Genomic DNA, 23,908 nt, shown 5'->3' on the forward strand with positions numbered 1-23,908 from the left:
TCAACAGCTACTTCAACAGCTTGGACATCCGGCGGTCCGCGAGCGGCTTGCCGCCGGTCTGGCAGGTGGCGCAGTACTGCAGGCTGGAGTCGGCGAAGGAGACCTCGCGCACGACATCGCCGCACACCGGGCACTGCTGGCCGGTGCGGCCGTGGACCGCGAGGTTCGACTTCTTCTCGGCCTTGAGCTCGCTGGCCGCCAGGCCGCGCGAGCGCTCGACCGCGGCGTCCAGGGTGGTGCGCAGTGCCATGTAGAGCGTCTCCAGGTCGTCGCCCTCCACGCTCTTGGCGGGCTTGAACGGCGACATCCGCGCGGCGTGCAGGATCTCGTCGGAGTAGGCGTTGCCGATCCCCGCGATGGTGCCCTGGTGGCGCAGGACGCCCTTGAGCTGCTTGCCGCCCTCGGCCGCGAGGATCTCGGCGAGCGCGTCGATGGTGAACTCCTCCGACATCGGGTCGGGCCCGAGCGAGGCGATGCCGGGGACGTCCAGCGGGTCGCGCACCAGGTAGCACGCCAGCGACTTCTTGGTGCCCGCCTCGGTGACGTCGAGGCCGGGCGTGACCTCGCTGCCGTCGTCCGGCGACAGCACCACGCGCACGGCGAGGGTCGACTTCATCGACGGCTTGGGCGGCAGCGCCGGCACCTCGTCGCGCCAGCGCACCCACCCGGCACGGGCGAGGTGGAAGATCAGGTGCAGGCCGCTGGCCTCGATGTCGAGGAACTTCCCGTGCCGTCGTACGCCGTCGATGAGCGTGCCCTCGATGGCGCTCAGTGGCGGGTCGTAGGTCTTCAGGGCGCTGAACTGCGGGACGTGGATCTTGGTGATCGCACGCCCCGCGAGCCGGCCGGTCAGGTCCTGGGCCAGCGCCTCCACCTCGGGCAGCTCGGGCATGGCCCCGAGTCTAGGCAGGTCGTCAGGCTGTGGGCGGCCCATCGACCGTCCACAGCCTGACGACCCGGGCTCTGGCGCGGTGTCGGTGGCGAGGCGCATGATGCAGGGATGACGGCGATCCGTCCGGTCCCGAAAGTCGGCTCCGTCCACCTGGACGGCCGCGGCGATCGCGCGCTCCGGGTGAGCTGGCATGAGGAGGCCGCCGTCGTCGTCCTCTCGGTGTGGCACGAGAACGTCTGCACCGGCACGGTCCGTCTCTCTCCCGACCAGGTCCCCGACGTGATCGCCACCCTGCAGAAGGCCCTCTCCGAGTCCGTGTCAGGACACGCTAAGGATCTCTACGACGCCGGCTAGAGACGCCGATACGGTCTGATCGTGGATCCGATCCGTAACCCCTACGCGCCCGGCGCGGGGCAGAGGCCGCCCGAGCTGGCCGGCCGCGACGAGCAGCTGACGGCCTTCGACGTGGTGCTCGAGCGGGTCGCGCGGGGCCGTCCGGAGCGGAGCCTGGTGCTGACCGGACTGCGCGGCGTCGGCAAGACCGTGCTGCTCAACACCCTGCGCAGCGCGGCGGTCCGCAAGGGCTGGGGGACCGGCAAGCTCGAGGCGCGTCCCGACCAGAGCCTGCGCCGGCCGCTGGCCTCGGCGCTGCACCAGGCCGTCCGCGAGCTCGGGCACCCATCGCCCGAGGAGACCAGTCAGGTGCTCGGGGTGGTGCGGGCGTTCGTGGAGCGCGACGCCGGTGCGGACGCCAAGCTGCGCGACCGGTGGAGCCCGGGGATCGACGCCGCGGTCGTCCGCGGTCGCGCCGACTCCGGCGACATCGAGATCGACCTGGTCGAGCTGCTCACCGACGTCGGCGGGCTCGCCGCCGACGTGGGCAAGGGCGTGGGCATCTTCATCGACGAGATGCAGGACCTCGGCGCCGACGACGTCTCGGCGATGTGCGCGGCCTGCCACGAGCTCAGCCAGAACGGCTTGCCCGTCATCGTCGTCGGCGCCGGCCTGCCGCACCTGCCCGCGGTGCTGAGCGCGAGCAAGTCCTACTCCGAGCGGCTGTTCTCCTACCAGCGCATCGACCGGCTCTCCCGCGAGGCGGCCGACCGCGCGCTGGCGGCCCCCGCGGCCGAGGAGGACGCGGAGTTCGAGCCCGCCGCCCTGGCCGCCATGTACGACGCCACCGGCGGCTACCCCTACTTCATCCAGGCCTACGGCAAGGCCGCCTGGGACCTCGCCCCGCGCAGCCCGATCACCGCCGACGACATCGCCGTCGCCGCGCCCGAGGCCGAGCGCGAGCTGGCCGTCGGCTTCTTCGGGTCCCGCTACGAGCGGGCGACGCCGGGGGAGCGGGAGTACCTGCGCGCCATGGCCGACGCCGCCGGCGGCGAGGCCGACGACCCGGTGGGCACGGTGGCGACGGCGGACGTCGCCGGCGTACTCAACAAGCGGCCGCAGTCGCTCTCGCCCGCCCGCGACGCCCTGCTCAAGAAGGGGCTGATCTACTCGGGGGAACGCGGCAGGATCGCCTTCACGGTCCCGCACTTCGGCCGCTACCTGCGCACCCAGTCCTGAGGAGCAACTTTCCTCGACGCGGCGACGTCTACCCGGGTGACGAGGGGAGGCAGGTCGTGAGGGCTCGATCCGAGGCGCGTCCGGTCGTTGCCGTGGTGGGGACAGTGGTCGCGGTGGTCATCGTCGCCGCGCTCGCAGACGGCTTCGCAGCGCGGCGCGGTCCTGCGCGGCCGGCGACCTCGACCGCCGACGCGGGCATCTCGATGCAGGTCGCGCAGGACGAGAGCGCGGTCGCCACGAGCGCGCCCTTCCCCACCGATGCGCGCGGCTGGACCTACGGCGCCATCCCGGACAGGGGTCGGGCGCCGTACGCGGAATGGCCCGACCTGGTCGCCGTGTTCTTCGACGGCACCGCGAAGGTCGGCTTCGTCCACAAGGCCGACCTGCACCTCAGTGACGATCCCGCCGACAACCCGCGTACCCCGGCGCTGATGCTCGCGTACGCGTCGACGCTGCCGACCGCAGCGACGGTCTACGCTCCCGATGGCACGACTGTTCTCGGGTCGGTGCCGATCGGACCAACGAGGAGATCCCGATGAGGTACGCCGTCCTGGGCACCGGCATGGTGGGCAACGCGATCGCCGCGCGGCTGGCCGAGCTGGGGCATGAGGTCACCATGGGCACCCGCGACCCGGCCGCCACGCGGGCGCGCGAGGGGTACCGGCCGATCGACGGAGTCGCGCTGGCGACCTTCGCGGACGCGGCGGCCGGCGCGGAGATCGTCGTCAACGCCACCAACGGCGACGCGACCCTCGGGGTCCTCGGTCTCGCCGGTGCGGCGAACCTGGCCGGCAAGCCGCTCATCGACCTGTCCAACGGGCTGGACTTCTCCGGCGGCTTCCCGCCGCTGATCAGCGCCCCGCAGGACGACTCGATCGGCGAGCAGGTGCAGCGCGCCTTCCCCGACGCTCTCGTGGTGAAGACGCTCAACACGCTCAACGCCGACCTGATGGTGCATCCCGAGACGCTGCCCGAGCCGACCTCGGTGTTCGTCTCCGGCAACGACGCCGGCGCGAAGGCGACGGTCACGGCCCTGCTCACCGAGCTCGGTCACACCGACGTGATCGACCTCGGCGACATCACCACCGCGCGCGGCACCGAGTGGCTGATGCCGTTCTGGCTGCGGATGATGCAGGCACTCGGGACGCCCGCGTTCAACTATCGCATCGTGCGCTGAGGTCCCTCGCTACAGCGGCTCGACGCCGTGCCGGCGCGGCGTGACCGTGTCCAGCAGCCGGTGCCGCGGCAGCTGCGGCAACAGCTCGGCGAGCCAGGCCCGGGTCTCGCTCGGCCGGATGACGGCGTCGTACCCGAAGCCCTCGGCGCCCCTGATCGCGCTGGCGCGGTCGTCGAATGCTGCGGCGATCTCCCGCTTCTTCGCTGGCCGCTCCTCGTCCGTCACCGCCTCGAGCTCGCGCTTGAAGACGAGCTCGACAGCGGTCTCCGCCGCCATCACGGCGGTCTCCGCGTGCGGCCAGGCCACGACCAGCTCGGGGGAGAACGTGCGGCCGCCGGACATCATCACGTAGCCGCCGCCGTACCCCTTGCGCGCGACGACGGTGAACAGCGGGACCGTGGCGTTGCCGTACGCCGCCGACATCCGCAGGCTCGCACGGCCCAGCCCGGACCGCTCCGCCTCGAGGCCGACGGCGAGGCCGGGAAGGTCGATCAGGGTCAGCACCGGGATGCCGAACGCGTCGCAGAGCGAGACCATCCGCGATGCCTTCGCGCAGGCCGGGGTGTCGAGCATGCCGGCGCGCACGGCCGGCTGGTTGGCGACGATGCCGATCGGGTTGCCGTCGACGCGGGCGAGGAGGGTCACCATGTTGCGGGCGTACGCCGGTCGCAGCTCGACCTCGCTGTCCTCGTCGACCAGGCCCGCGATCACGTCGTACATGTCGTAGGAGCGGCGGGCGTCCGGGGTGACGGTGGCGTCGAGGGTGCGGGCGGCGGACGGCCGCGGCGGGGAGGACGCGCGGACCGGGAGCGGCGCCTCGGCGTTGCTCGGCAGCGTGTCCAGGTAGAGCCGGACCGCGTCGAAGGCCTCCGCCTCGGAGTCGACCGCGACGTCGATGTTGCCGAACCCGGCCTGCGCGTCCGGACCGCTGACGTCGTCGCCCAGGACCTCGCCGGTGGCGGCCTTGACCAGGGGCGGCGGTGCCATGCCGAGGGTGGCGAGGCCGCGGACGGCGATGACGTAGTCGCACAGGGACGCGCTCAGCGTCGGGGCTCCGAAGCCGGGGCCCAGCAGCACGGCGACCAGCGGCACCCAGCCGCTCATCCGGGTGTGCAGGTGCTGGATGTCGACACCGATCGCGAACTCCTTGGCGTCCAGCCCCTCGTGGATCCGGTGGCCGCCGCCGTCCATCAGCATCACCAGCGGGATGCCGCGGCTGCCGGCGAGGGAGTAGACCCGGCGGATCTTCTCGTTGCCGGCAGCGCCGCTGCTGCCGCCCGCTGCGGTGAAGTCGCTCGCCACCACCACGACCGGCCGCTCGTCGATCTCGGCCGTCCCGCAGACCACACCGTCGGCGGGCACGGGCGCGCCGTCCGGGCCGGTGCCGGCGACCAGCGCGCCGATCTCACGGAAGGTGCCCGGATCGGTCAGGGCGGCGATCCGCTCGCGCGCGGTCAGCTTGCCGCGGCGGTGCTGCTTCTCGGCGGCCTCGGGCCGGCCGGCGTCCAGGACCGCGTCGAGTGCGGCCTCGTGGGGCAGGGGTGCCTCGTGCGTCACGGGGCCACTCTGCCGGTTCGGCGGGCCCGTTCGGTGGCATCTCAGGAAGTTTCCACGGCAACCAAGGCGTAGCATGGCGTCGTGGGAACGCGTTGGCTCGACGACCGCGAGGAGCTCGCCTGGCGAGGGTGGCTCGATGCCCACACCCTGCTGTCGGCGGCGCTCGGCCGCGAGCTGCAGCGCACCAGCGGGCTGTCGCTGGCCGACTACGAGGTGCTCGTCAACCTCACCGACGTCCCCGAGCGCACGCTCCGCATGTACGAGCTCGGCGAGCGGATGCAGTGGGAGAAGAGCCGGCTGTCCAAGCAGCTGTCCCGGATGGCCGCCCGCGGGCTGGTGGCCCGCCGCGAGTGCACCGACGACCGGCGCGGGGCCTTCGTCGACCTCACGCCCGCCGGCGCCGCGGCGATCGAGTCGGCTGCTCCCGCGCACGTGGAGCTGGTCCGCGAGCTGGTCTTCGACCACCTCACGCCCGAGCAGGTCGACGCCTTGGCGTCGGTGACCGCGGTGATTCAGGGGCGGCTCTCCAGCATGTCCGCCACGGCCAGCGACGCGTAGACCATCGCTGCGCCGAGCGGGGCGCCCGGGCCGGGGTAGGCCGATCCGAACACCGACGCCGTGGAGTTGCTGGCGGCGTACAGGCCGGGGATGGGTACGCCGGCGGTGTCGATCACCCGCCCGTGCTCGTCGGTGACCAGGCCGCCCTTGGTGCCCAGGTCGGAGAGGACGAAGCGGGCCGCGTAGTACGGGGGCTGGTCCAGCGGGACCAGCGTCGTACCGCCACCGGCGAAGAAGGTGTCGTACTCGTCCTCGCCGCGGCCGAAGTCCTCGTCGGTGTCGGCGGCGGCGAAGCCGTTGAAGCGGTCGACGGTGGCGGTCACCGCGTCGACCGGCAGGCCCGTCGCCTCGGCGAGCTCCTCGATCGTGTCCGCGCGCACCCAGGTGCCTGCCGTGAGGTGGTCGGCCGGGTCGCCCTCCGGCATCGCGATCGCGGGCAGCCGGCCGCCCTCGCGGGAGTCGAAGAGGAACCAGGACGGGACGCGCTCAGGGGCCGCTGCCATCAATCGGCCGAACCGGTCGTAGGGCAGGCACTCGTTGCCGTAGCGATGGCCGGTCGCGTCGACCATCAGCCCGCCGCGGAAGCCGAGGGTGAAGGTGCCCGAGCCGTCGGGCTGCTCCAGGCCCGGGCAGAACCAGCCCTCGCCGGAGAAGTCGGTGGCCGCGCCGAGGGCCGCCGCCGCGTCGATCACCTCGCCGGTGTTGGTGCCGCGCGGCGCCATCGACCACTCCGCACGTCCGGGGGTGCCGTGCTGCTGCCGGCGCTCAGGGGAGCCCTCGAAACCGCCGGCGGCGACCAGCACCCCGTGCCGCGCCGTGATCGTGACCGGCCCCTCCGGACCCATGGCCTGGACGCCGGACACGCGGCCGCCCGCGTCCTGCTCGAAGCCGACGACCTGGTGCCCGACGGCGATCACCGCGCCGTCGCGCACCGCCATCGCTGCGAGCCGGGCGATCAGCGCCTGGCCGCCGGACAGCGTGGAGCGCCCGGGCCGGCCGGCGCGATCGCGCTCGACCGGTGGGCGCAGGAGGTCGGTGACCTCGGACGGCAGTTCGCTCCGGCTGATCGCGGAGGGCTGGATGGAGCGTCCCATGGGGACCCGGCCGGGCGCGGCGAAGTACTCCGCGAACGGGATCCACTCGAAGTCCATCAGCTCGTCGGCCTCGAGCGTCGCGACCAGCCGCGGCGCCTCGGCCAGCAGGGCCTCGACGCGGGCTCGGTCGGGGTCGTCGAGGACGGCTGCAAGGTAGGTGCGGGCGCCCTCGGTGGAGTCGGGCAGGCCCGCGCGCTGCTGCACGTCGGTGCCCGGCAGCCAGCACGCGCCGCCGGAGTACGCCGACGTGCCGCCGATCAGCGGCGTGCGCTCGAGCACCAGCACCGACAGGCCGGCCTTCGCCGCGAGGGCGGCCCCGGTCAGGGCGCCGCCGCCGGAGCCGACCACCACGACGTCGTACGCCTCGTCACCGGTCATGAGGAAACGATAACGCGTTCTAGTTTTGGGTGGGCCTAGTCTGCGCGTGTGGGGCATGGACACGGGCACGGGCATCGGGCGGCACGCAGCGTCGACGCGTCGGTGCGGGTGGACCCGCTCCCGCGCTGGCTGCTCCTGGGGGGCCTGGCCGTCGCGTTCCTGGCGACCGTGGTCGGCGTGGTGGTGTGGTGGCCGGGGCACGGCGTGGACGCCGATCCCGCGGCCGCGGGGAAGGCCGGCATCCAGTTCGCGGCGCCGGGCGTGACCTACGTGGACGCCACCGTGGTCAGCACCGCCCCCGCCTGCCCGACCGGCGGGAGTCCGGCGAGCGGCACGGCCCCGCCCTGCGGCACGCTGACCGTCGACCTCGGCGGCGGCCGGGGGACCGTCGACGTGGGGGTCCCCCCGGAGGTGTCGACCTCGGGCATCGGTCACGGCGACCGCGTCCAGCTGCTCCGGCTGCCGGGCGGCGACGGCGTCCCGCCGACGTACTCCTACTTCACGATCCTGCGCGGCCACACCCTGCTGTGGCTGACCGTGCTGTTCGTCCTGGTCGTGGCGGCGGTGGCACGCTGGCGCGGGCTGATGGCGCTGCTGGGGCTGGCGTTCGGGGGCCTGGTCGTGTGGCGGTTCCTCCTCCCTGCCCTGTACGCCGGCTCGCCCGGCGTCGGCGTCGCCCTGGTCAGCGCCGCCGCCATCATGTTCGTGGTCCTCTACACGACCCACGGCTTCTCCCTGCGCACCAGCACCGCCCTCGCCGGGACCCTCCTCGGCGTCGCCCTCACCGCGGGCATCGGCGCGTGGACGCTGGCGGACGCGCACCTCACCGGCATCCCGGACGACGGCGCCACCACGCTCCAGACGCTGAGCCCGGCGCTCGACTTCCGGGCGCTGCTGGCGGCCGCCATCGTGATCGCCGGACTCGGCGTCCTCAACGACGTCACCATCACCCAGGCCTCGGCGGTGTGGGAGCTGCGTGCGGCGACCCCGGACGCGCCGCGACGAGCCCTCTTCACCAGCGCGATGCGGATCGGCCGCGACCACATCGCCTCGACGATCTACACGATCGTCTTCGCGTACGTCGGCACCACCGTCGTCGGCCTGATGCTGCTCCAGGTCTACGGCCGCTCGCTGTGGGGGCTGCTCTCCAACGAGCAGCTCGCCGAGGAGATCGTCCGCACGCTCGCCAGCTCGATCGGGCTCGTGCTGGCGGTGCCCGTCACCACGGCCCTGGCCGCGCTGCTGGTGTCACCGGGCGTCCGCGCGCCGGCCGGCCGGCGGATCGCGGGCATGCCGCTCGCGGATCACGACGACGGGTCCGTCCAGCCGAGCTGAACCACCGTCGGCGCCCGGTCGCGGGTGATCAGCCGTGCCCGGCCCGGCGGGGCGGGCACGGGACGGACCCCGCCGAGCAAGGGGCCTTCGCCGGGGTCGCCGGAGAGCAGCAGTCCCGGCTGCCCGAGGTCGAGCAGCGTGCGCAGGATCGGCTCGTAGAGGGCCCGCGAGGCGCCGCCTGCCCGCCGGGCCAGCACCAGGTGCAGGCCCACGTCCGAGGCCTGCGCCAACAGTGGCTGCAGCGCGGCCAGAGGGGAGCTCGAGCCGTCGGCGACCAGGTCGTGGTCGTCGACGACCACGAACACCTCCGCACCCGTCCACCAGGAGCGGGCGCGCAGCCGGGCCGCGTCGACGTCGGGGCCGGGCAGCCGCTGGGTGAGGTAGGCGGCGAGCTCGGCGATCGCCCGCTCGGCCGCCGGGCCGGAGGTGACATGGCCGACCAGCTGCTCGGCCGGCACCTCGCCGAGCAGCGAGCGGCGCGGGTCGACGATCAGGATCCGTGCCTCGTCCGGCCCGCGGCTGCGCACCACCTCCCGGCACACCGCGCGGAGCAGGGCGCTCCGGCCGGAGCCGCGGTCGCCGAGCGCCAGCAGGTGCGGCTCGTGGTCGACGTCCAGGACGACCGGCTCGAGGGCGCCCTCGTCGATGCCGAGGACGAGCCCCCGGCCCCGGACCTCCGGATCGCTGATCTCGTCCAACGTGATCCGGGCCGGCAGCAGGCGCAGCTTGGGTCCGGTTGGACCGGCCCAGGCCGCCGCGACCGCGGCGACCAGGGCATCGACCCCGCCCGCCTCGATCCGCGGCAGTGCGGCGAGGAAGTGCAGCCCGTCGGCGGTCAGCCCGCGCCCCGGTCGCGGAGGCACCCGCGCGGCGGCATGCCGGCCGATCTCGGAGTCCATCGGGTCGCCGAGGCGCAGCTCGAGCCGGCTCCCGAACAGGTCGCGCGTCGCCGCGCGGAAGTCGGACCAGCGAAGACCGCTCGCCACCACGTGGAACCCGAAGGCGAGGCCGCGCGCCTGGAGCTGCGCGAGGGCCGGCTCCAGGTCGTCGAAGTCGGTCCGCAGCGTGCCCCACCCGTCGACCACCAGGAACACGTCGCCGTGCCCGTCGTCCACGGACCCGGCCGCGCGCCTGCTCCGATAGGACTCGATCGAGTCGATGCCGTGGTCGCGGAAGTGCTGCTCGCGGCGGTCCAGGAGAGTGGTGAGCTCGGCGAGGATGCGGCGTACGACGTCCGGCTGGGCCCGGCCCGCGCTCCCCGCGACGTGGGGGAGCCCGGCCAGCGGGGCGAGCGCTCCGCCGAGGTCCAGCAGATACACCTGCGCCTCTGCGGGCGTGGTCGTGAGGGCGAGCGCGCTGACCACCGTGCGGAGCAGGGTGCTCTTGCCGCTGCGGGGGCCGCCCACGACCGCGACGTGTCCGCCGGCGCCGGCGAGCTCGAGTCGCAGGACGTCGCGACGCTGCTCCCGCGGCCGGTCGACGACCCCGACCGGCACCACCAGCGGCCCCGCCGCGCGCCAGTACGGCGAGGTCAGGCCGAGCCGGGAATCGGGGCGCAGGTCGTCGACCAGCCCACCCGCGCCGGCGAGCGGGGCGGACGCATCGAGCGGCGGGAGCCACACCTGGTGGGCACGGCACGGGTGCCGGGCGAGGCGTCGTACGGCGACGTCGAGCTGCGTCTCGCCTCCCACCGTCCTGGGGGTCGTCGTCGCGCGCACCTCGGCGAGCGTGAAGGGCAGCAGCGGCGGGCGCTGACCTCCCTCGGCGGATCGCGACGGACCGGAGACGTACGCCGCCGTGAACCGCCGCAGCGTCGTCGGGTCGGAGCGCAGGTAGCCCAGCCCGGGCACCGCGGGGAGCTCGTAGGCATCGGGCACCCCGAGGACCGCCCGCGACTCCTGTGCGCTGAAGGTGCGCAGGCCGATCCGGTAGCTCAGGTGCGCGTCGAGCCCGCGCAGCCGGCCCTCGTCCAGCCGTTGCGAGGCGAGGAGCAGGTGGATGCCGAGCGAGCGGCCCAGCCGGCCGATCGACACGAACAGGTCGATCAGCTCGGGCTCGGCGGCCAGCAGCTCGGAGAACTCGTCGATCACCACGAGCAGCGACGGCAGCGGCTCCAGCGTCGCACCCGCGCGGCGGGCCTGCTCGTGGTCGTGGCGCGACCCGAGGCCCGCGTCGCGCAGCAGCCGCTGGCGGCGGACGAGCTCGCCGGACAGCGCGTCCTGCATCCGCTCGACGAGCGCGAGGTCCTCGTCCAGGTTGGTGATCACGGCCGACACGTGCGGCAGGTCGGCCAGCCCCGCGAAGGTCGCCCCGCCCTTGAAGTCGACGAGCACCAGGTTGAGCCGGTCGGGCGGGTGGGTGGTCGCCAGGCCGAGGACGAGCGTGCGCAGCAGCTCGGACTTGCCGGAGCCGGTCGCACCGATGACCAGGCCGTGCGGGCCCATGCCGCCGCGGGCGGACTCCTCCAGGTCGAGCAGGACCGGCCCGTCGTCGTCGGCGCCCAGAGGCACGCAGAGCCGGTCGGGGTCACGCAGCTGCGCGAGCAGGGAGTCCAGGTCGGGCGCCGCCGCGGAGGGGCCGGCGGTAGACAAGGGTCGCGTCAGCCGACGGGCGAGGGCCTCGGCCGAGGGCAGGCTGCACCGGTCGGCCTCCGCCGCACTCTCGCGCCCGGGCAGGCGAAGCCCCGTCGTCGCGCCACGGGAGCGGAGCGCGATGACCGTCACGCCGTCGCGTGCCGGTGGATCGAGGTCGCCGTCGACGACCAGCAGCAGGTGCGGGCCGCCGGATGGGGGCAGCAGTGCGTCGAGCACCTCGGGATCGCTGTGCGCCAGCCGCGCCGGACCGACCTCGTCGGTGTGGTCCGGACTCGCGGCGTGGGGCAGCCACTTCAGCCACTCCCACCCGCCCAGAGCGGGGGGTGTCGCGAGCACGGCGACGGCCAGGTTCTCGGGGGCGTGCGTCGCCGCTGCCGAGCAGACCAGGGCGCGCGCCAGCGCCCGCGCCTCCTCCGCACAGCCGTCCAGGTCGATCCGTGGGTGCGCGCGCAGGTCGACGACGAGCGGCAGCCCCGGCTGCGTGCGGTGCGCCGCGACCAACCGCCGTGCCAGTACGACGGCGGCCGGGTCCGCCTCCGGATGCTCGTCGGCCGCGACCGGCTCCAGCGCGGCAGGCTGCTCGCCGGCGCCCCACCGCACCCGCAGGAACCACGGATGGTCAGGACCGCGCTGCTCCACCGCGCCGGCGCCCACCCGCGCGGCCAGGGCGTCCGGAGGTGGGTGCAGGCCCAGCAGCACCACCCGCTGGCGCTCGGCCGCCTCGCGGAGCCGCCCGCGCGCGCCGGCCAGGTGGCGCAGGTAGTCGGTCCGCCCGGCGTCGGTGCGCCGGGCCCGGGAGACCCGCTGCCGGTCGAGCTGGAGCAGCACGACGATCGCGGTGGTGAGCAGGAACATCCCGCCGGCGACGTACCGCAGGACGCTGTGGCCGCCGACCCCGGCGAACAGCGCGATGGACCCGACGCTTCCCAGCATCGGCAGCACCGTCATCGCCGCACCGCCGCCCGCCTCGCGGTCCGGCAGGCGCGGCGGCGCGTCGAGCTCGAGCCGGCCCGCGGCGAGGTCCGGATCGGTGGTGGAGGTGGTCATCGACGACGCCTTTCCCGAGAGTCCGATCACCTTGGCACCGCCCGCCGACAACCGCGGACGTTCTCCACAGGCACCCGCGCCACGGCCCTGTGGAGAACTCCCGCACCCCGTTTCCGGCCCGCCGGCAGCCGGGTAGCCGACGGTCCCGGCACCGACCGCGGTGCCTTGATCAGGAGGACGAACCATGGGATCCACCGCACCCGTCTTCGGCCAGGCCCACGGCGCGCTCGGACGCGCCGCCGGCATGGTCACCGAGGCGAAGGCCGACTTCGAGAGGCAGAGCCAGCGCCTGGACGGCCAGATCGCCGCGATCCGCGGACGCTGGGGAGGCGACGGCGCCACCGCGTTCTTCACCCTGCACCGCGCGTGGCACGACCAGCACCGGGTCGTGGTCGGCGCGCTCGACCGCTTCCACGCCGCGCTGGTCGCCACCGAGCGCGACAACGTCCAGGTCGACCAGCAGGCCGGCGCCGCGATGCACCGGCTGGCCGGCCAGCTCGGCGCGGTCTGAGGGGGAGCGATGAGCCAGGACCTCGACGGCCTCCGGGTCGAGCACGCGGCGCTCGACGGCGCCGCGACCGACATGTACGACACGGTGGGCCGGATGGACGACCGGCTGGACCGGCTGGAGACCGACCTCGCCCCGCTGCGCTCGCAGTGGGCCGGCGCGCAGCACGAGGCCTACCGGATCGCGAAGGCCCAGTGGGACGGCGCGATGCAGCAGATGCGCAACCTGCTCGACGAGAGCCACCGCACCGTCTACGCCTCCAACCAGGACTACACCGCGGCCGACCAGCGCGGCGCGTCCCGGTTCGACTTCTGAGGCGGCGGCGTCATGGCGGCGGGCCCGGTCCGGGTCAGCATCGCGGCCGGGACCCGCCGTGCGGACGTCGTGCTCCCTGGCGCCGTCCCCGCCGCCGAGCTGGTGCCCGACCTGGCCCGCGCGCTCGGCGTACCGGAGGGGCGGTGGGTGCTCGCCACCGTCACGGGCCGGCGGCTGGTGCCCGAGCAGGGTCTCGCGGCGCAGGACGTGCCCGACGGCAGCGTCCTCCTGCTCACCAGCGCCGACCTCCCGCCGCCGCGGATCCACGACGACCTCGCCGAGGCGATGGCCGAGGCCGTCGAGGAGTACGTCGCTCCCTGGCCGCACCGCGCGGGCCGCCCGGCTGCGCTCGTGGCGGCTGTGCTCCTGCTCGGCACGGCCGCCGGGATCGCGCTCCGGCCGCTCGCGCTCGGCGCCCCGGTGGCCGCGCGCATCCTGCTCGCCGTCGCGGCCCTGCTGGTGCTGGCCGGCAGCACCTTCCCGCGGTGGGCGCTCGCGGCCGCGGGCCGGCAGGCGGCCGCGGGCCCGGTCGACCTCGACCGGACGAGGACGGAGGCGCGGGCCGCCCACCGGCTGCTGCTGGCGATGGTCACCGTGACCGGCCTGCTGCTCCTCGCCGTCGCCCCGGTGGCCGCCGGAATCGGGTCGTGGGCGGTGCTGCTCGTGGTCGACTGCGCGGGGGTGCTGGCGCTGCGGATCCGGCACCACCGCAGCGGCGCGCAGGTCCTGGCCGGCCTGGTGACCGCCTTCGCCGCCGTGCTCGGCGCGGTGACCGGAGCCGCCGCCGAGCATCCGGCCCTCGTGCCGCGGCTCGCGTCAGCCCTGGCCGCCGGTGGCGTGCTGCTCGTGGCCGGCGTCGTGGTGCCGGCGTCCCCACGGCGCGCGCGGGCCGCGGAGCTGCTCGAGGCCGCCGTGGTCGTGGCGCTGCTGCCGCTGCTCGTCACCGCGACCGGCGTGCTCCCCTGGGTGCGGTCCGTGGTGGCGCGATGAGCAGCCGCGACCTGGTCGACGCGGCGGCCTTCCACCGTCGCCGCCTGGTGGCGGCCTTCCTCACCGGCGGAGCGGAGCCGCAGGCCCCGCCGCGGCCGGGCCGCCGGGTCGTGGCCGGCGCCCTCCTGGCCGGGCTGCTCACGGCCGGTGCCGCGCTGAGCGGGCTGCCCGTGGTGGCGGCGTACCTGCCCTGGCGCTGAGATCGGATCAGCTGTGGCTGATCCGCTCGTCGTACGCCGCCCGCTGCGACTGGTCCACGTCGAGGAAGGTGTCGTAGGCGCCGAGCCGGCGGTTCATGAAGTCGCGGACGCGACGGCCCAGCAACGGCTGGGTGAAGAAGATGCCGCGCAGCGCCTTCGGGGCGTAGACGTCCTTGTGCTTCTTCTCGATGGCGTCGGCGATGCCGATGGCGACGTCCTCTGGCTCCACGTTCTTGAGGAGCTTCGTGCCCTTGGTGCCGGCGACGAGGTCGGTGTTGGTGAAGGACGGCATCACGCAGGTGAAGTCGACGCCCGTGCCGGCGTACTCGATGCGCGCGCCCTCGGTGAGGTGGATGACGCCGGCCTTGTGCGAGCAGTAGTTGAGGCCGCCGGGCACGCTGGCCTTGCCCGCCGAGGAGGCCATGTTGACGATGTGGCCGTGGCCCTGGGCGATCATGTCCGGCAAAGCCAGGCGCATGCCGAGCGTCGGGCCCAGCAGGTTGATCTCCATCGACCGCCGGACCACGGACTCGGGGATCTCCAGGAAGTGACCGATCGGCATCACTCCGGCGTTGTTGATGAGCACGTCCAGCCCGCCCATGGCCTGCTTGGCGTCGGCCAGGAACGAGCCGAAGGACGCGGTGTCGGTGACATCCAGCTGGAAGGCGAAGACACCGGAGCCGATCGCCGCGGCGGCCTCCTTCGCGACCTCGACGTCGATGTCTCCGATGGCGACGAGGGCGCCGCGATCGTGCAGCTCCTGTGCGGTCGCGCGCCCGATCCCGCGTCCCGCACCCGTGATCGCCACCCGCTGCCCGGCCAGTCGCCGGATGCCTGCTGAGGACATGTCGCTCTCCATCTTTCGAATTCAGGATCAAGGAATCCGGTGCCGCGAGGATCCCTCTGGACGTCCAACATAACTCAGGTTATGGTGTGCTGACCACGGGCACCCGGAAGTTTTCTTCGAGCGATTCGAAAACTCTCGAGGCCCGGCGAACAGAGAGGTGCGGGATGTATCCAGGAGTCCACGCTGCGACCAGCCCCGATCGGCCGGCGGTCGTGATGGCCGGGTCCGGCCAGGTGATCACGTACGGCGAGCTCGAGGACCGGTCGGCCGCCCTCGCGGGCGCGCTGCACGACGTCGGGCTGCGCAAGGGCGACGTGGTCGCGATGCTCGCCGACAACGCGGCCGAGTGCTTCGTCGTCTACTGGGCGTGCCTGCGCTCGGGGCTCTACATCACGCCGGTCAACCGCAACCTCTCCGCCGACGAGGTCGCCTACATCGTGAACGACAGCGACGCCCGGGCGCTCATCGCCTCCGCGGCGCTGGCCGGGCTCGCCGAGGCGGTCCGCGGCAGGGTGACCGGCCTCGTGGCGGCGTACGCCTTCGGCGGGGAGGTGCCGGGCTACGACTCCTACGAGGACGCCGTCGCCGGTACGACGACGCGGCTGGCCGACATGCCGCGCGGCTCGGACATGATGTACTCCTCCGGCACCACCGGCCGCCCCAAGGGCGTGCGCCAGGCGATGCTGCCGATCCAGGTCGACCAGCCCGGCGACCCGATCGTGGGCCTGCTCGGCGGCGCGTTCCAGGTCGGCCCCGAGGACGTCTACCTCCAGCCGGCGCCGATCTATCACGCCGCCCCGCTGAAGTGGTCCGGCGCCGTGCAGGCGCTCGGCGGCACGGTCGTGATGATGGAGAGGTTCGACGCGGAGGCCGCGCTCGCGGCGATCGAGGAGCACCGGGTCACCTGCGCCCAGTTCGTGCCGACGATGTTCGTGCGGATGCTGCAGCTGCCCGAGGACGTCCGCTCGGCGTATCGCCACGACACGCTGCGCCTCGCCGTGCACGCCGCCGCCCCCTGCCCGCCCGAGGTCAAGCAGGCGATGATCGACTGGTGGGGGCCCGTGGTCTTCGAGTACTACGGCTCCACGGAGCAGAACGGCATCACCTTCATCTCCTCGCAGGAGTGGCTGACCAAGCGCGGCTCGGTCGGCAGGGCGATGATCGGTGTCGCCCACGTCTGTGACGACGAGGGCGACGACCTCCCGGCCGGCGAGGTCGGCACCGTCTACTTCGAGCGTGAGACGCGGCCGTTCGACTACCACAAGGACGAGGCCAAGACCCGCGAGGCGACCCACCCGCGGCACGACAGCTGGACCGCCGTCGGCGACATGGGCTACCTCGACGAGGACGGCTACCTGTTCCTCACCGACCGCAAGTCGTTCACGATCATCTCGGGCGGCGTCAACATCTACCCGGCCGAGGTGGAGGCGGTGCTGACGTTGCACCCCAAGATCTACGACGTCGCGGTGATCGGTGTGCCCGACGACGTGATGGGCCAGAGCGTGAAGGCCGTCGTCCAGCTCAAGGACCCCGCCGATGCGTCGCCGGAGCTGGCGCAGGAGCTCATCGACTACACGCGCGAGCGGATCGCGCACTTCAAGGCGCCCCGGACCGTCGACTTCACCGACGACATCCCGCGCCTGCCCACCGGAAAGCTCCTCAAGCGTGAGCTGGAGAAGCGCTACACCACCGTAGGAGCGTCAGCATGACCGTCACCGCCGTACCGCGCGAGTTCCACCCCTACCGTGTCTCCGAGCTCTCGTTCTGGGCCAAGACGGCCGAGGAGCGCGAGGAGACCTTCGCCAAGCTGCGCGCCGAGGCGCCGATCAGCTGGCAGCCCACCATCGAGGGCGCCCTGATCCCGCCGGAGCACGACGGCCTGTGGGTCGTCACCACCCACGAGCTGATCCAGCACGTCAGCAAGAACCCGCAGCTGTTCTGCTCCGGGCAGGGCTTCCAGATGGAGGAGGTCCCCGAGGACGTCAACGAGGCCGCCGGCAGCTTCCTGGGCATGGACGCGCCGCGCCACCCGCGGGTGCGCAAGCTGGTCAGCTCGGCGTTCACGCCCAAGCGGGTCGCCGCCATCAAGGACCAGATCGACCGCCAGGCGCGCGACATCGTCGACGGCCTGCTCGCTAACCCGTCGGGCGACTTCGTGCAGCAGGTGTCGAAGAAGCTCCCGATGTGGACCATCTACGAGATGCTCGGCCTCGACGACCCGGCCAAGCGCGACGAGGCCGCCCACCACGCCGATGGCATGGTGTCGTGGGCCGACGAGGACGTGGCCGCCGGCCGCGAGCCCGGCGAGGTGCTCAACGAGTCGCTGGTCGGGCTGCTGATGATGGGCCTGGAGTTCGCCGAGGAGCGCCGCGCCCACCCGAAGGACGACCTGATGACCGCGCTGGTCCAAGCCGAGGTCGACGGGGTGAAGCTCACCGACGAGGAGATCGGCGCGTTCTTCGTGCTCCTGTCGGTGGCCGGCAACGACACCACCCGCAACTCGATCAGCCTCACCACCCGGGCGCTGCAGCAGTTCCCGGACCAGAAGGCGCTGCTGATGGAGGACTACGACGGTCGCATCGGTACGGCGATCGAGGAGTTCGTCCGCTGGGCGAGCCCGGTGATGACCTTCCGGCGTACCGCGACCCAGGACACCGAGCTGGCCGGCGCCCAGATCAAGCAGGGCGACTGGGTGGCGATGATCTACTCCTCGGGCAACCGCGACGAGTCGGTCTTCGAGGACGCGCACACCTTCGACATCCTGCGCGAGAACAACCCGCACGTCGGGTTCGGTGGCGGCGGCCCGCACTTCTGCATGGGCAACTTCGTGGCCAAGATGCAGATCCGGGCCCTGTTCAAGGAGCTGCTGTTCCGCGCGCCGACCCTGCAGGTCGGCGAGCCCGAGTACCTCACCGGCAACTTCGTGCGCGCCGTGAAGGCCATGCCCTACACCCTGGGCTGAGGCCCCCACCCGAGAGGCTCATCGTCATGACCGCATCCACGACCGCGTCCCCATCCGACGGCGCGACCCAGACCTCCCCGGAGCCGGGAGCGGTGATCTCGCGGCTCCGGGGGACCTATGCCACCGGGCGTACGCGCAGCTACGAGTGGCGCGTCCAGCAGCTCGAGGCGCTGGCCCGCATGCTGACCGAGCGCGAGCACGAGATCGTCGAGGCGGTGAAGGCCGACCTCGGCCGCAACGACTTCGACGCCTGGTTCGGCGACGTGGCCCCGCCCAAGGGCGACGTCGAGTACGCGCTCAAGCACCTGAGGTCCTGGATGAAGGCCCAGCGCCGCAAGGTTCCGCTGATGCAGCTGCCGATGTCGGCGCGGATCCAGTACGAGCCGCTCGGCGTCGTGCTGGTCATCGGGCCGTGGAACTACCCGGTCAACCTCTCCCTCGGCCCGGTCGTCGCCGCGCTCGCGGCCGGCAACTGCGTGGTGCTCAAGCCCTCCGAGGTCGCCCCGGCGACGTCGCGGCTGCTGGCCGAGCTGCTGCCGGCGTACCTCGACAACGATGCGGTGGCGGTCGTGGAGGGGGACGGCGTGGTCACCCAGGAGCTGCTGGCCCAGGGCTTCGACCTGGCGTTCTTCACCGGCGGCACCGAGATCGGCCGCAAGATCATGGCGGGGGCCGCGGCGACGCTGACCCCGGTGATCCTCGAGCTGGGCGGCAAGAGCCCCGTCTTCGTGACCCCCGACGCCGACCTCGACGTGACCGCGCGGCGCATCGCCTGGGTCAAGCTGCTCAACTCCGGGCAGACCTGCATCGCGCCCGACTACCTGCTCGTCCACGAGTCGGTGCGCGACGAGCTGGTCGCGAAGATCGGGGCTGCGCTGGCGGAGATGTCGCAGGGCGAGCCCGCTCTGCGCCCGATCGTCAACCAGCGGCAGTTCGACCGGTTGCGGGGCTACCTGGCGCAGACGCAGGGCACGGTCGTGACCGGCGGCGAGATCGACGACGACGCCTGCGCGATCGCGCCCACCGTGCTCGTGGATCCGGCCGTCGACGAGCCGTCGATGACCGAGGAGATCTTCGGCCCGATCCTGCCGGTGCGCACCTACACCGACCTGGACGCGGCGATCGACTTCGTCAACAGCCGGTCCAAGCCGCTCGGCCTCTACGTCTTCAGCGGCAGCAGGCGTGTCGCCGACGACATCATCGAGCGGGTCCCAGCCGGGGGCGCGGTGATCAACCACTGCGCGATGCACTACCTCGTGCCCAGCCTGCCGTTCGGCGGGGTCGGGGCGAGCGGGATGGGCTCCTACCACGGGGAGTGGGGCTTCTACGCGTTCAGCCACCGCAAGCCCGTGGTGTCCAAGCCGGTGCGGCCGGACCTGCGGATGGTCTACCCGCCGTACTCCGCGAAGACCCAGCGCCTGCTCCGCCGCATGTTCTAGAGGATCAGGCCTTCTTGGCGCGCTTCTGGGCTCGGGCCAGGCGCTGCGCGTCGGCGAGGATCGACTCCAGCGACCACAGCAGGTGCTCCCTGCTGTGCATGTCGGCGATGACCTCGTAGCCCGCGAGCGTGCTCACGCCCCAGACGGCGTACGCCGGTGCCTCCTGCTCGCCGACCAACGCGGTCATCGCCTCGAGGACGACCTGGTAGCGGCCCTCGTCGACCTGGCGCTGGATGTCGCGGACGTGCTCGTCGACGCCGGCCCAGACCCGGATCGCGGCCTCGGTGCGGTGCAGCAGCTCGAAGGACGCGACGGCGAGTGCGCGGAGGCGCTCCACCGGGTCCGGGGTCTGCCGCGCGATCTCGACGGTCTGCTCGGTGCGCTCGGCGAGCCAGTTGGCCAGCAGCGAGTCGGTGAAGTCCTGCCAGTTGTTGAACGAGTGGTAGAAGGAGCCCGTCGTCACGCCGAGCCTCTTGCAGAGGGCGGCGAGCTTGAGCGCGCCGTAGCCGTCGGAGGCCAGGATCTGGTTGGCCGCGTCGAACCACGTGTCGCGCAACGTCTCGTTGCGGCGCACCGGGCGGTCGGTCATCAGCTCTCCCTCGTGAGTGTGGTCGTCATGCTAAAGGCCCGTCCGTCGACGGGCTCAGCGGGCGGTCGTGCCCATCGGCGCACTCCTCCTCGAGGGGGCTGTCAACATAACTTAACTTATGCTAGCGTCTCCGACGTCGGAGGGCACGCGTTCGCGGCCCCGGATTCGGAGGAGTGAGATGGGCTTCAAGGATGCGGACGAGGTCCGCCACTACATCGGCGGCGTGTTCCAGGCCGGCTTTGACGACCCGGAGGTCGGACCGAAGCTGCAGGCGACGGGGATCGTGGTGAAGTTCGCCTTCACCGATCCCGACGCCGACCTGGTCGTCGACATGGCCAAGCAGGAGATCGGCGACGGCGCCGGCATGGCCGAGCCGAATGCGGTCATGCGCATGACCGCCGAGCTGGGCAGCGCGTACTGGCAGGGCAAGGTCAACCTGCCGCTGTCGATGGCGCGCGGCAAGATCAAGGTCGACGGCAACGTGGCGACCCTGCTCAAGATCGCCCCGCTGGGCAAGAAGCTCTTCCCGAAGTACGTCGAGACGCTGCGGGCCGCGGGCCGCGAGGACCTGGTCGTCGCCTGATGGCCGGGGTCGAGGGACGCGTCGTCATCGTGACCGGAGCGGGTGGTGGCCTCGGTCGCGCGTACGCCCTCTTCCTGGCGAGCGTCGGCGCCAAGGTGGTCGTCAACGACCTGGGAGGGTCACGCGACGGGAGCGGTGCCGGGTCGGCGATGGCCGACGCGGTCGTCGCGGAGATCCGCGCCGCGGGCGGTGAGGCCGTCGCGTCGTACGACAGCGTGGCGACGGAGGAGGGCTCGCTGGCGATCGTGCGGACGGCGATCGACGCCTTCGGTGCCGTGCACGGGCTGGTCAACAACGCGGGCATCCTGCGCGACACGTCCTTCGCCAAGATGGACACCGAGGCGTGGAGGCTCGTCCAGGCGGTGCACCTCGACGGCGGCTACTTCATGTCCAAGGCCGTGTGGCCGCACTTCCGCGAGCAGGGCTTCGGCCGGATCGTGATGGCGTCGTCGACCAGCGGACTGTTCGGCAACTTCGGCCAGGCGAACTACGGCGCCGCGAAGGCCGGGCTGGTGGGGCTCCTGAACACCCTGGCGATCGAGGGCGCCCGCGACAACATCCTGGCCAACGCGATCGCGCCGATGGCCGCGACCCGGATGACCCAGGACATCGCCCCCGCCGAGCTGCTCGCCAAGCTGCCTCCGGAGTTCGTCGCGCCCGTCGTGGCCTACCTGCTCACCGAGGAGTCCACCGAGACCGGCTCGGTCTTCGTCGCCGGCGGCGGTCAGGTCTACCGCGTCGCCCAGTTCCAGAACAAGGGCGTCGTCTTCCCCGAGCCGCCCTCGCTGGGCGAGGTCGCGGATCGCTGGAGCGAGATCAGCGACCTCTCCGACACGGTGGTGGGGAAGAACCCGGTCGGCTGAACGCTCTCGGGTGCGCTGCGCCTGCACCGGGTGCGGGGGCCGCGCACCTCAAGCCTCAGTCAGCGGGGGCGAGCTGGGGGTAGAGCGCGGTGACGGGCGCGGCCAGCCCGGCCTTGACCTGCCGGGAGATGTCGTCGGCGAGGACCTCGTAGGTGCCGGCCTCGATGCCGTCGTAGGCCTGGCGGACGACGTCGGCCGGGTCGTTCTTGGCGACGTCGAGGCCCGCGGTCATCGGGGTGTCGGTGTAGCCCAGGTGGAGGGCCGTGACGAGGATCCCGTCGGGCGCGAGGGCGAGCCGCTGGGTGTTGGTGGCCGACCACAGCGCCGCCTTCGTGGCGCTGTAGCCGTCGCCGATGCCGATCCACGACAGCACCGAGAGCACGTTGAGCAGCGCGCCGCCGCCGTTGCCCCTCAGCGCGGGGGCGAAGGCGCCGACGACGGCCAGCGGGGCGAAGAGGTTCACCTCGAACAGCTCGCGCAGTGTCGGGCCGTCGTCCATGACCGTCGCCCCGTTCGAGGCGCCGGCATTGTTGACGACCACGGTGACGTCGCTCGCGACGGCGGCCGCCGCGGCGATGGAGGCGGGGTCGGTGACGTCGAGGGTGAGGGGTACGACGCGCGCGTCGTCCCAGGCCCGCGGGCTGCGCGCGGACGCGTAGACCTTGGCGGCGCCCCGCTCGAGCGCCTGCCCGACGAACTCGGTGCCGAGACCGCCGTTGGCGCCGGTGACGAGGACCACCGCGCCGGCGAGCGGACGGCCGCTCATCGGGTCACCACGATCTTGCCGCTGGCCTTGCCCTGCTCGACGTGCTGCATCGCCTCGAGGGTGTCGTCGAAGGCGAACGTGCGGTCCAGGACGGGTCGGAGGGTGCCGGCGTCGTACAGCTCGGCGAGGAGCTTGAGCTGGGTGCCGCTGGCGCGCATGAAGAAGAACGAGTAGCGCACACCGAGCTTCCCGGCCCGACGGCGGATCTTCCGGCTGAGCAGGGCCATCACCGGCGCGAGCACCGGCTGGCCGAGCTGGCGGGCGAAGGCCGGGTCGGGTGGGCCGACGACGCTGATGGCGATCCCGCCCTTCGTGAGCACGGTCAGCGACTTCTCCAGGCTCGCGGCGCCCAGCGAGTCGAGGACGACGTCGAAGTCATGGAGCACGTCGGCGAAGTCGGTGGTCGTGTAGTCGACGACCTCGTCGGCTCCGAGCGCCCGGACCCTGTCGGCGTCGCGGGTGTGGGCCGTCGTGGCGACGTACGCGCCCAGGTGCTTGGCGACCTGGATGACGGTCGACCCGAGGCCTCCGGCACCCGCGTGCACGAGGACCCTCTGGCCGGGCCGGACCTCGGCGACCTCGACGAGGGCCTGCCACGCGGCCAGCGCCACGAGCGGGACCGCCGCCGCCTCGGCGAAGGACAGCGACGAGGGCTTGAGGGCGACGTCGCCGGCGTCGATCGCGATGCTCTCCGCGAAGGCGCCGATGCGCAGGTCGCGGGGGCGGGAGTAGACCTCGTCGCCGACCTCGAAGTCGCGCACGTCGGCGCCGACGGCGGTGACGACACCGGCCAGGTCGTGCCCCAGCGTGAACGGCCTCCTGTACCTCAGCAGCTGCTTGAACTCCCCGTTGCGCAGCATCTTGTCCAGCGGGTTGATGCTCGCCGCCCGGATGTCGACCAGCACGTCGCGCGGGCCGGGGGTCGGGGTCGGGACGTCGGCGAGCGCGAGCCCGTCGCTGCCGTAGCGCGTGACGACGTAGGCCTTCATCGGGGGTCCTGTCCGGTGGCGAGGGTGATGGCGTTGGCGCGGGCTGCGGCAAGGACCTGGTCGGAGAGCTCGGGGTCGTCGACTGCGCGAGCGAGCTGGAGCGACGCGACGAGCATCGTGAAGAGCCCGATGGCGCGGGTGCGCGCGGCGTCGTGATCGCCGGTGTCGAGGTGGCGGGCGATGGCCTCGATCATCGAGCGCGAGCCCTCGGTGTACGCCGCTCGTGCCTGCGGGCTCGACCGGGCGATCTCGTCGAGCAGCGCGGCGGACGGGCACCCGCTGGCGATGTCGTCGCGGTGGGCGGGGGAGAGGTACTCCTCCAGGAAGGTCGCGACCGAGTCGAGCCCGGCCGGCAGCGCGTCGATGCGCGCCACCTGGCTGTCCAGCTGGTCGGCCACGACGGCGGCGATGAGGTCGTCCTTGGAGTCGAAGTGGCCGTAGAACGCGCCGTTGGTCAGGCCGGCGTCGGCGACGAGCGTGGCGATGCCCGCACCGTCGAAGCCGTCGCTCTTGAAGCGTCGGCCGGCGGCCTCGATCATCCGACGCCGGGTTGCTTCCTTGTGCTCCGGGCTGTAGCGGGGCATGGCCTCGGCCTCCTCTGCATCACGTTGTCGTGCTCGTCACTTGCGCTGGTGCCAACCATAGCATTACGG

At 72.9% G+C, this 23,908-nt stretch carries 24 protein-coding genes; 15 read left to right on the forward strand and 9 right to left on the reverse strand.

The genetic code is table 11. From position 1 onward, the window contains the following. Positions 1-7: 7 nt before the first annotated feature. Positions 8-892, reverse strand: coding sequence for an Fpg/Nei family DNA glycosylase (locus tag ACYU8V_RS11865; protein ID WP_460847581.1), 885 nt, complete (start codon positions 890-892; stop codon positions 8-10). 108 nt (positions 893-1,000) lie between these two features. On the opposite strand from ACYU8V_RS11865, the gene ACYU8V_RS11870 reads away from it, so the two are divergent. The 4 genes from ACYU8V_RS11870 to ACYU8V_RS11885 all read left to right on the forward strand — a co-directional run bounded on the left by ACYU8V_RS11870 (position 1,001) and on the right by ACYU8V_RS11885 (position 3,641). Further along, positions 1,001-1,246, forward strand: coding sequence for a hypothetical protein (locus ACYU8V_RS11870; protein ID WP_460847582.1), 246 nt, complete (start codon positions 1,001-1,003; stop codon positions 1,244-1,246). A gap of 21 nt (positions 1,247-1,267) precedes the next feature. Beyond that, positions 1,268-2,464: an ATP-binding protein gene (locus ACYU8V_RS11875; RefSeq protein WP_460847583.1), complete on the forward strand. Its 1,197-nt coding sequence runs from the start codon at positions 1,268-1,270 to the stop codon at positions 2,462-2,464. 92 nt (positions 2,465-2,556) lie between these two features. Beyond that, the gene (locus ACYU8V_RS11880; protein WP_460847585.1) at positions 2,557-3,003 is read left to right on the forward strand and encodes a hypothetical protein; all 447 of its coding nucleotides are present in this window, start codon (positions 2,557-2,559) and stop codon (positions 3,001-3,003) included. After that, positions 3,000-3,641, forward strand: a complete 642-nt coding sequence (locus ACYU8V_RS11885) for an NADPH-dependent F420 reductase (RefSeq protein ID WP_460847586.1) — start codon at positions 3,000-3,002, stop codon at positions 3,639-3,641. Before ACYU8V_RS11880 ends, ACYU8V_RS11885 begins: the two co-directional genes overlap by 4 nt. A gap of 9 nt (positions 3,642-3,650) precedes the next feature. On the opposite strand, the gene ACYU8V_RS11890 is transcribed toward ACYU8V_RS11885, so the two are convergent. Beyond that, on the reverse strand, positions 3,651-5,198 hold the full coding sequence (locus ACYU8V_RS11890) for an acyl-CoA carboxylase subunit beta (protein ID WP_460847588.1): 1,548 nt from the start codon (positions 5,196-5,198) through the stop codon (positions 3,651-3,653). Positions 5,199-5,279: 81 nt separating this feature from the next. On the opposite strand from ACYU8V_RS11890, the gene ACYU8V_RS11895 reads away from it, so the two are divergent. Then, entirely contained in the window at positions 5,280-5,756 is a 477-nt protein-coding gene (locus ACYU8V_RS11895; protein ID WP_460847589.1) for a MarR family winged helix-turn-helix transcriptional regulator, read from the forward strand. Here ACYU8V_RS11895 and ACYU8V_RS11900 read toward each other — a convergent pair. Further along, a complete protein-coding gene (locus ACYU8V_RS11900) occupies positions 5,711-7,228 on the reverse strand; it encodes an FAD-dependent oxidoreductase (RefSeq protein WP_460847590.1) in 1,518 nt (505 codons plus the stop codon). The genes ACYU8V_RS11895 and ACYU8V_RS11900 overlap by 46 nt on opposite strands. 48 nt (positions 7,229-7,276) lie before the next feature. On the opposite strand from ACYU8V_RS11900, the gene ACYU8V_RS11905 reads away from it, so the two are divergent. Continuing rightward, entirely contained in the window at positions 7,277-8,563 is a 1,287-nt protein-coding gene (locus ACYU8V_RS11905) for a YibE/F family protein (RefSeq protein WP_460847592.1), read from the forward strand. On the opposite strand, the gene eccCb is transcribed toward ACYU8V_RS11905, so the two are convergent. Further along, a complete protein-coding gene (gene eccCb / locus ACYU8V_RS11910; RefSeq protein WP_460847594.1) occupies positions 8,533-12,204 on the reverse strand; it encodes a type VII secretion protein EccCb in 3,672 nt (1,223 codons plus the stop codon). The two genes, ACYU8V_RS11905 and eccCb, sit on opposite strands and share 31 nt — an antisense overlap. Before the next feature lie 184 nt (positions 12,205-12,388). On the opposite strand from eccCb, the gene ACYU8V_RS11915 reads away from it, so the two are divergent. Genes ACYU8V_RS11915 through ACYU8V_RS11930 form a run of 4 tightly spaced genes read left to right on the forward strand, consistent with a single transcriptional unit; the run spans position 12,389 to position 14,217 of the window. After that, the gene (locus ACYU8V_RS11915) at positions 12,389-12,715 is read left to right on the forward strand and encodes a WXG100 family type VII secretion target (RefSeq protein ID WP_460847595.1); all 327 of its coding nucleotides are present in this window, start codon (positions 12,389-12,391) and stop codon (positions 12,713-12,715) included. Positions 12,716-12,724: 9 nt separating this feature from the next. Next, entirely contained in the window at positions 12,725-13,027 is a 303-nt protein-coding gene (locus ACYU8V_RS11920) for a WXG100 family type VII secretion target (RefSeq protein WP_460847596.1), read from the forward strand. A 12-nt stretch (positions 13,028-13,039) separates the two neighbouring features. Further along, complete coding sequence (locus tag ACYU8V_RS11925) at positions 13,040-14,017, forward strand: EsaB/YukD family protein (RefSeq protein ID WP_460847597.1); 978 nt, start codon at positions 13,040-13,042, stop codon at positions 14,015-14,017. Continuing rightward, positions 14,014-14,217, forward strand: a complete 204-nt coding sequence (locus ACYU8V_RS11930; RefSeq protein WP_460847598.1) for a hypothetical protein — start codon at positions 14,014-14,016, stop codon at positions 14,215-14,217. Before ACYU8V_RS11925 ends, ACYU8V_RS11930 begins: the two co-directional genes overlap by 4 nt. A 7-nt stretch (positions 14,218-14,224) precedes the next feature. Here ACYU8V_RS11930 and ACYU8V_RS11935 read toward each other — a convergent pair whose 3' ends face one another. Continuing rightward, positions 14,225-15,064 (reverse strand): SDR family oxidoreductase, encoded by an 840-nt coding sequence (locus ACYU8V_RS11935; RefSeq protein WP_460847599.1) that lies wholly within the window; start codon positions 15,062-15,064, stop codon positions 14,225-14,227. A 164-nt stretch (positions 15,065-15,228) separates the two neighbouring features. Between ACYU8V_RS11935 and ACYU8V_RS11940 the strand changes: the two genes are divergently transcribed. Genes ACYU8V_RS11940 through ACYU8V_RS11950 form a run of 3 tightly spaced genes read left to right on the forward strand, consistent with a single transcriptional unit; the run spans position 15,229 to position 19,465 of the window. After that, the gene (locus tag ACYU8V_RS11940) at positions 15,229-16,773 is read left to right on the forward strand and encodes an acyl-CoA synthetase (RefSeq protein WP_460847601.1); all 1,545 of its coding nucleotides are present in this window, start codon (positions 15,229-15,231) and stop codon (positions 16,771-16,773) included. Beyond that, positions 16,770-18,026, forward strand: coding sequence for a cytochrome P450 (locus ACYU8V_RS11945; protein WP_460847602.1), 1,257 nt, complete (start codon positions 16,770-16,772; stop codon positions 18,024-18,026). Before ACYU8V_RS11940 ends, ACYU8V_RS11945 begins: the two co-directional genes overlap by 4 nt. Before the next feature lie 26 nt (positions 18,027-18,052). Next, a complete protein-coding gene (locus tag ACYU8V_RS11950; protein WP_460847603.1) occupies positions 18,053-19,465 on the forward strand; it encodes an aldehyde dehydrogenase family protein in 1,413 nt (470 codons plus the stop codon). A gap of 4 nt (positions 19,466-19,469) precedes the next feature. Here ACYU8V_RS11950 and ACYU8V_RS11955 read toward each other — a convergent pair whose 3' ends face one another. Continuing rightward, positions 19,470-20,054 carry a TetR/AcrR family transcriptional regulator gene (locus ACYU8V_RS11955; RefSeq protein ID WP_460847604.1) on the reverse strand — a complete coding sequence of 195 codons (585 nt, stop codon included), beginning with the start codon at positions 20,052-20,054 and terminating at the stop codon, positions 19,470-19,472. 178 nt (positions 20,055-20,232) lie between these two features. On the opposite strand from ACYU8V_RS11955, the gene ACYU8V_RS11960 reads away from it, so the two are divergent. After that, positions 20,233-20,637, forward strand: coding sequence for an SCP2 sterol-binding domain-containing protein (locus tag ACYU8V_RS11960; protein ID WP_460847605.1), 405 nt, complete (start codon positions 20,233-20,235; stop codon positions 20,635-20,637). Beyond that, positions 20,637-21,500 carry an SDR family oxidoreductase gene (locus tag ACYU8V_RS11965; protein WP_460847606.1) on the forward strand — a complete coding sequence of 288 codons (864 nt, stop codon included), beginning with the start codon at positions 20,637-20,639 and terminating at the stop codon, positions 21,498-21,500. The genes ACYU8V_RS11960 and ACYU8V_RS11965 overlap by 1 nt, the downstream gene beginning before the upstream one ends. A 55-nt stretch (positions 21,501-21,555) precedes the next feature. Here ACYU8V_RS11965 and ACYU8V_RS11970 read toward each other — a convergent pair whose 3' ends face one another. The 3 genes from ACYU8V_RS11970 to ACYU8V_RS11980 are packed head-to-tail and all read right to left on the reverse strand — an operon-like array spanning position 21,556 to position 23,839. After that, positions 21,556-22,266, reverse strand: coding sequence for an SDR family oxidoreductase (locus tag ACYU8V_RS11970; RefSeq protein ID WP_460847607.1), 711 nt, complete (start codon positions 22,264-22,266; stop codon positions 21,556-21,558). Further along, on the reverse strand, positions 22,263-23,255 hold the full coding sequence (locus ACYU8V_RS11975) for an NADP-dependent oxidoreductase (protein WP_460847608.1): 993 nt from the start codon (positions 23,253-23,255) through the stop codon (positions 22,263-22,265). Before ACYU8V_RS11975 ends, ACYU8V_RS11970 begins: the two co-directional genes overlap by 4 nt. Further along, complete coding sequence (locus ACYU8V_RS11980) at positions 23,252-23,839, reverse strand: TetR/AcrR family transcriptional regulator (protein ID WP_460847609.1); 588 nt, start codon at positions 23,837-23,839, stop codon at positions 23,252-23,254. Before ACYU8V_RS11980 ends, ACYU8V_RS11975 begins: the two co-directional genes overlap by 4 nt. Positions 23,840-23,908: the final 69 nt, after the last annotated feature.

This window comes from Nocardioides ultimimeridianus (assembly GCF_054777895.1).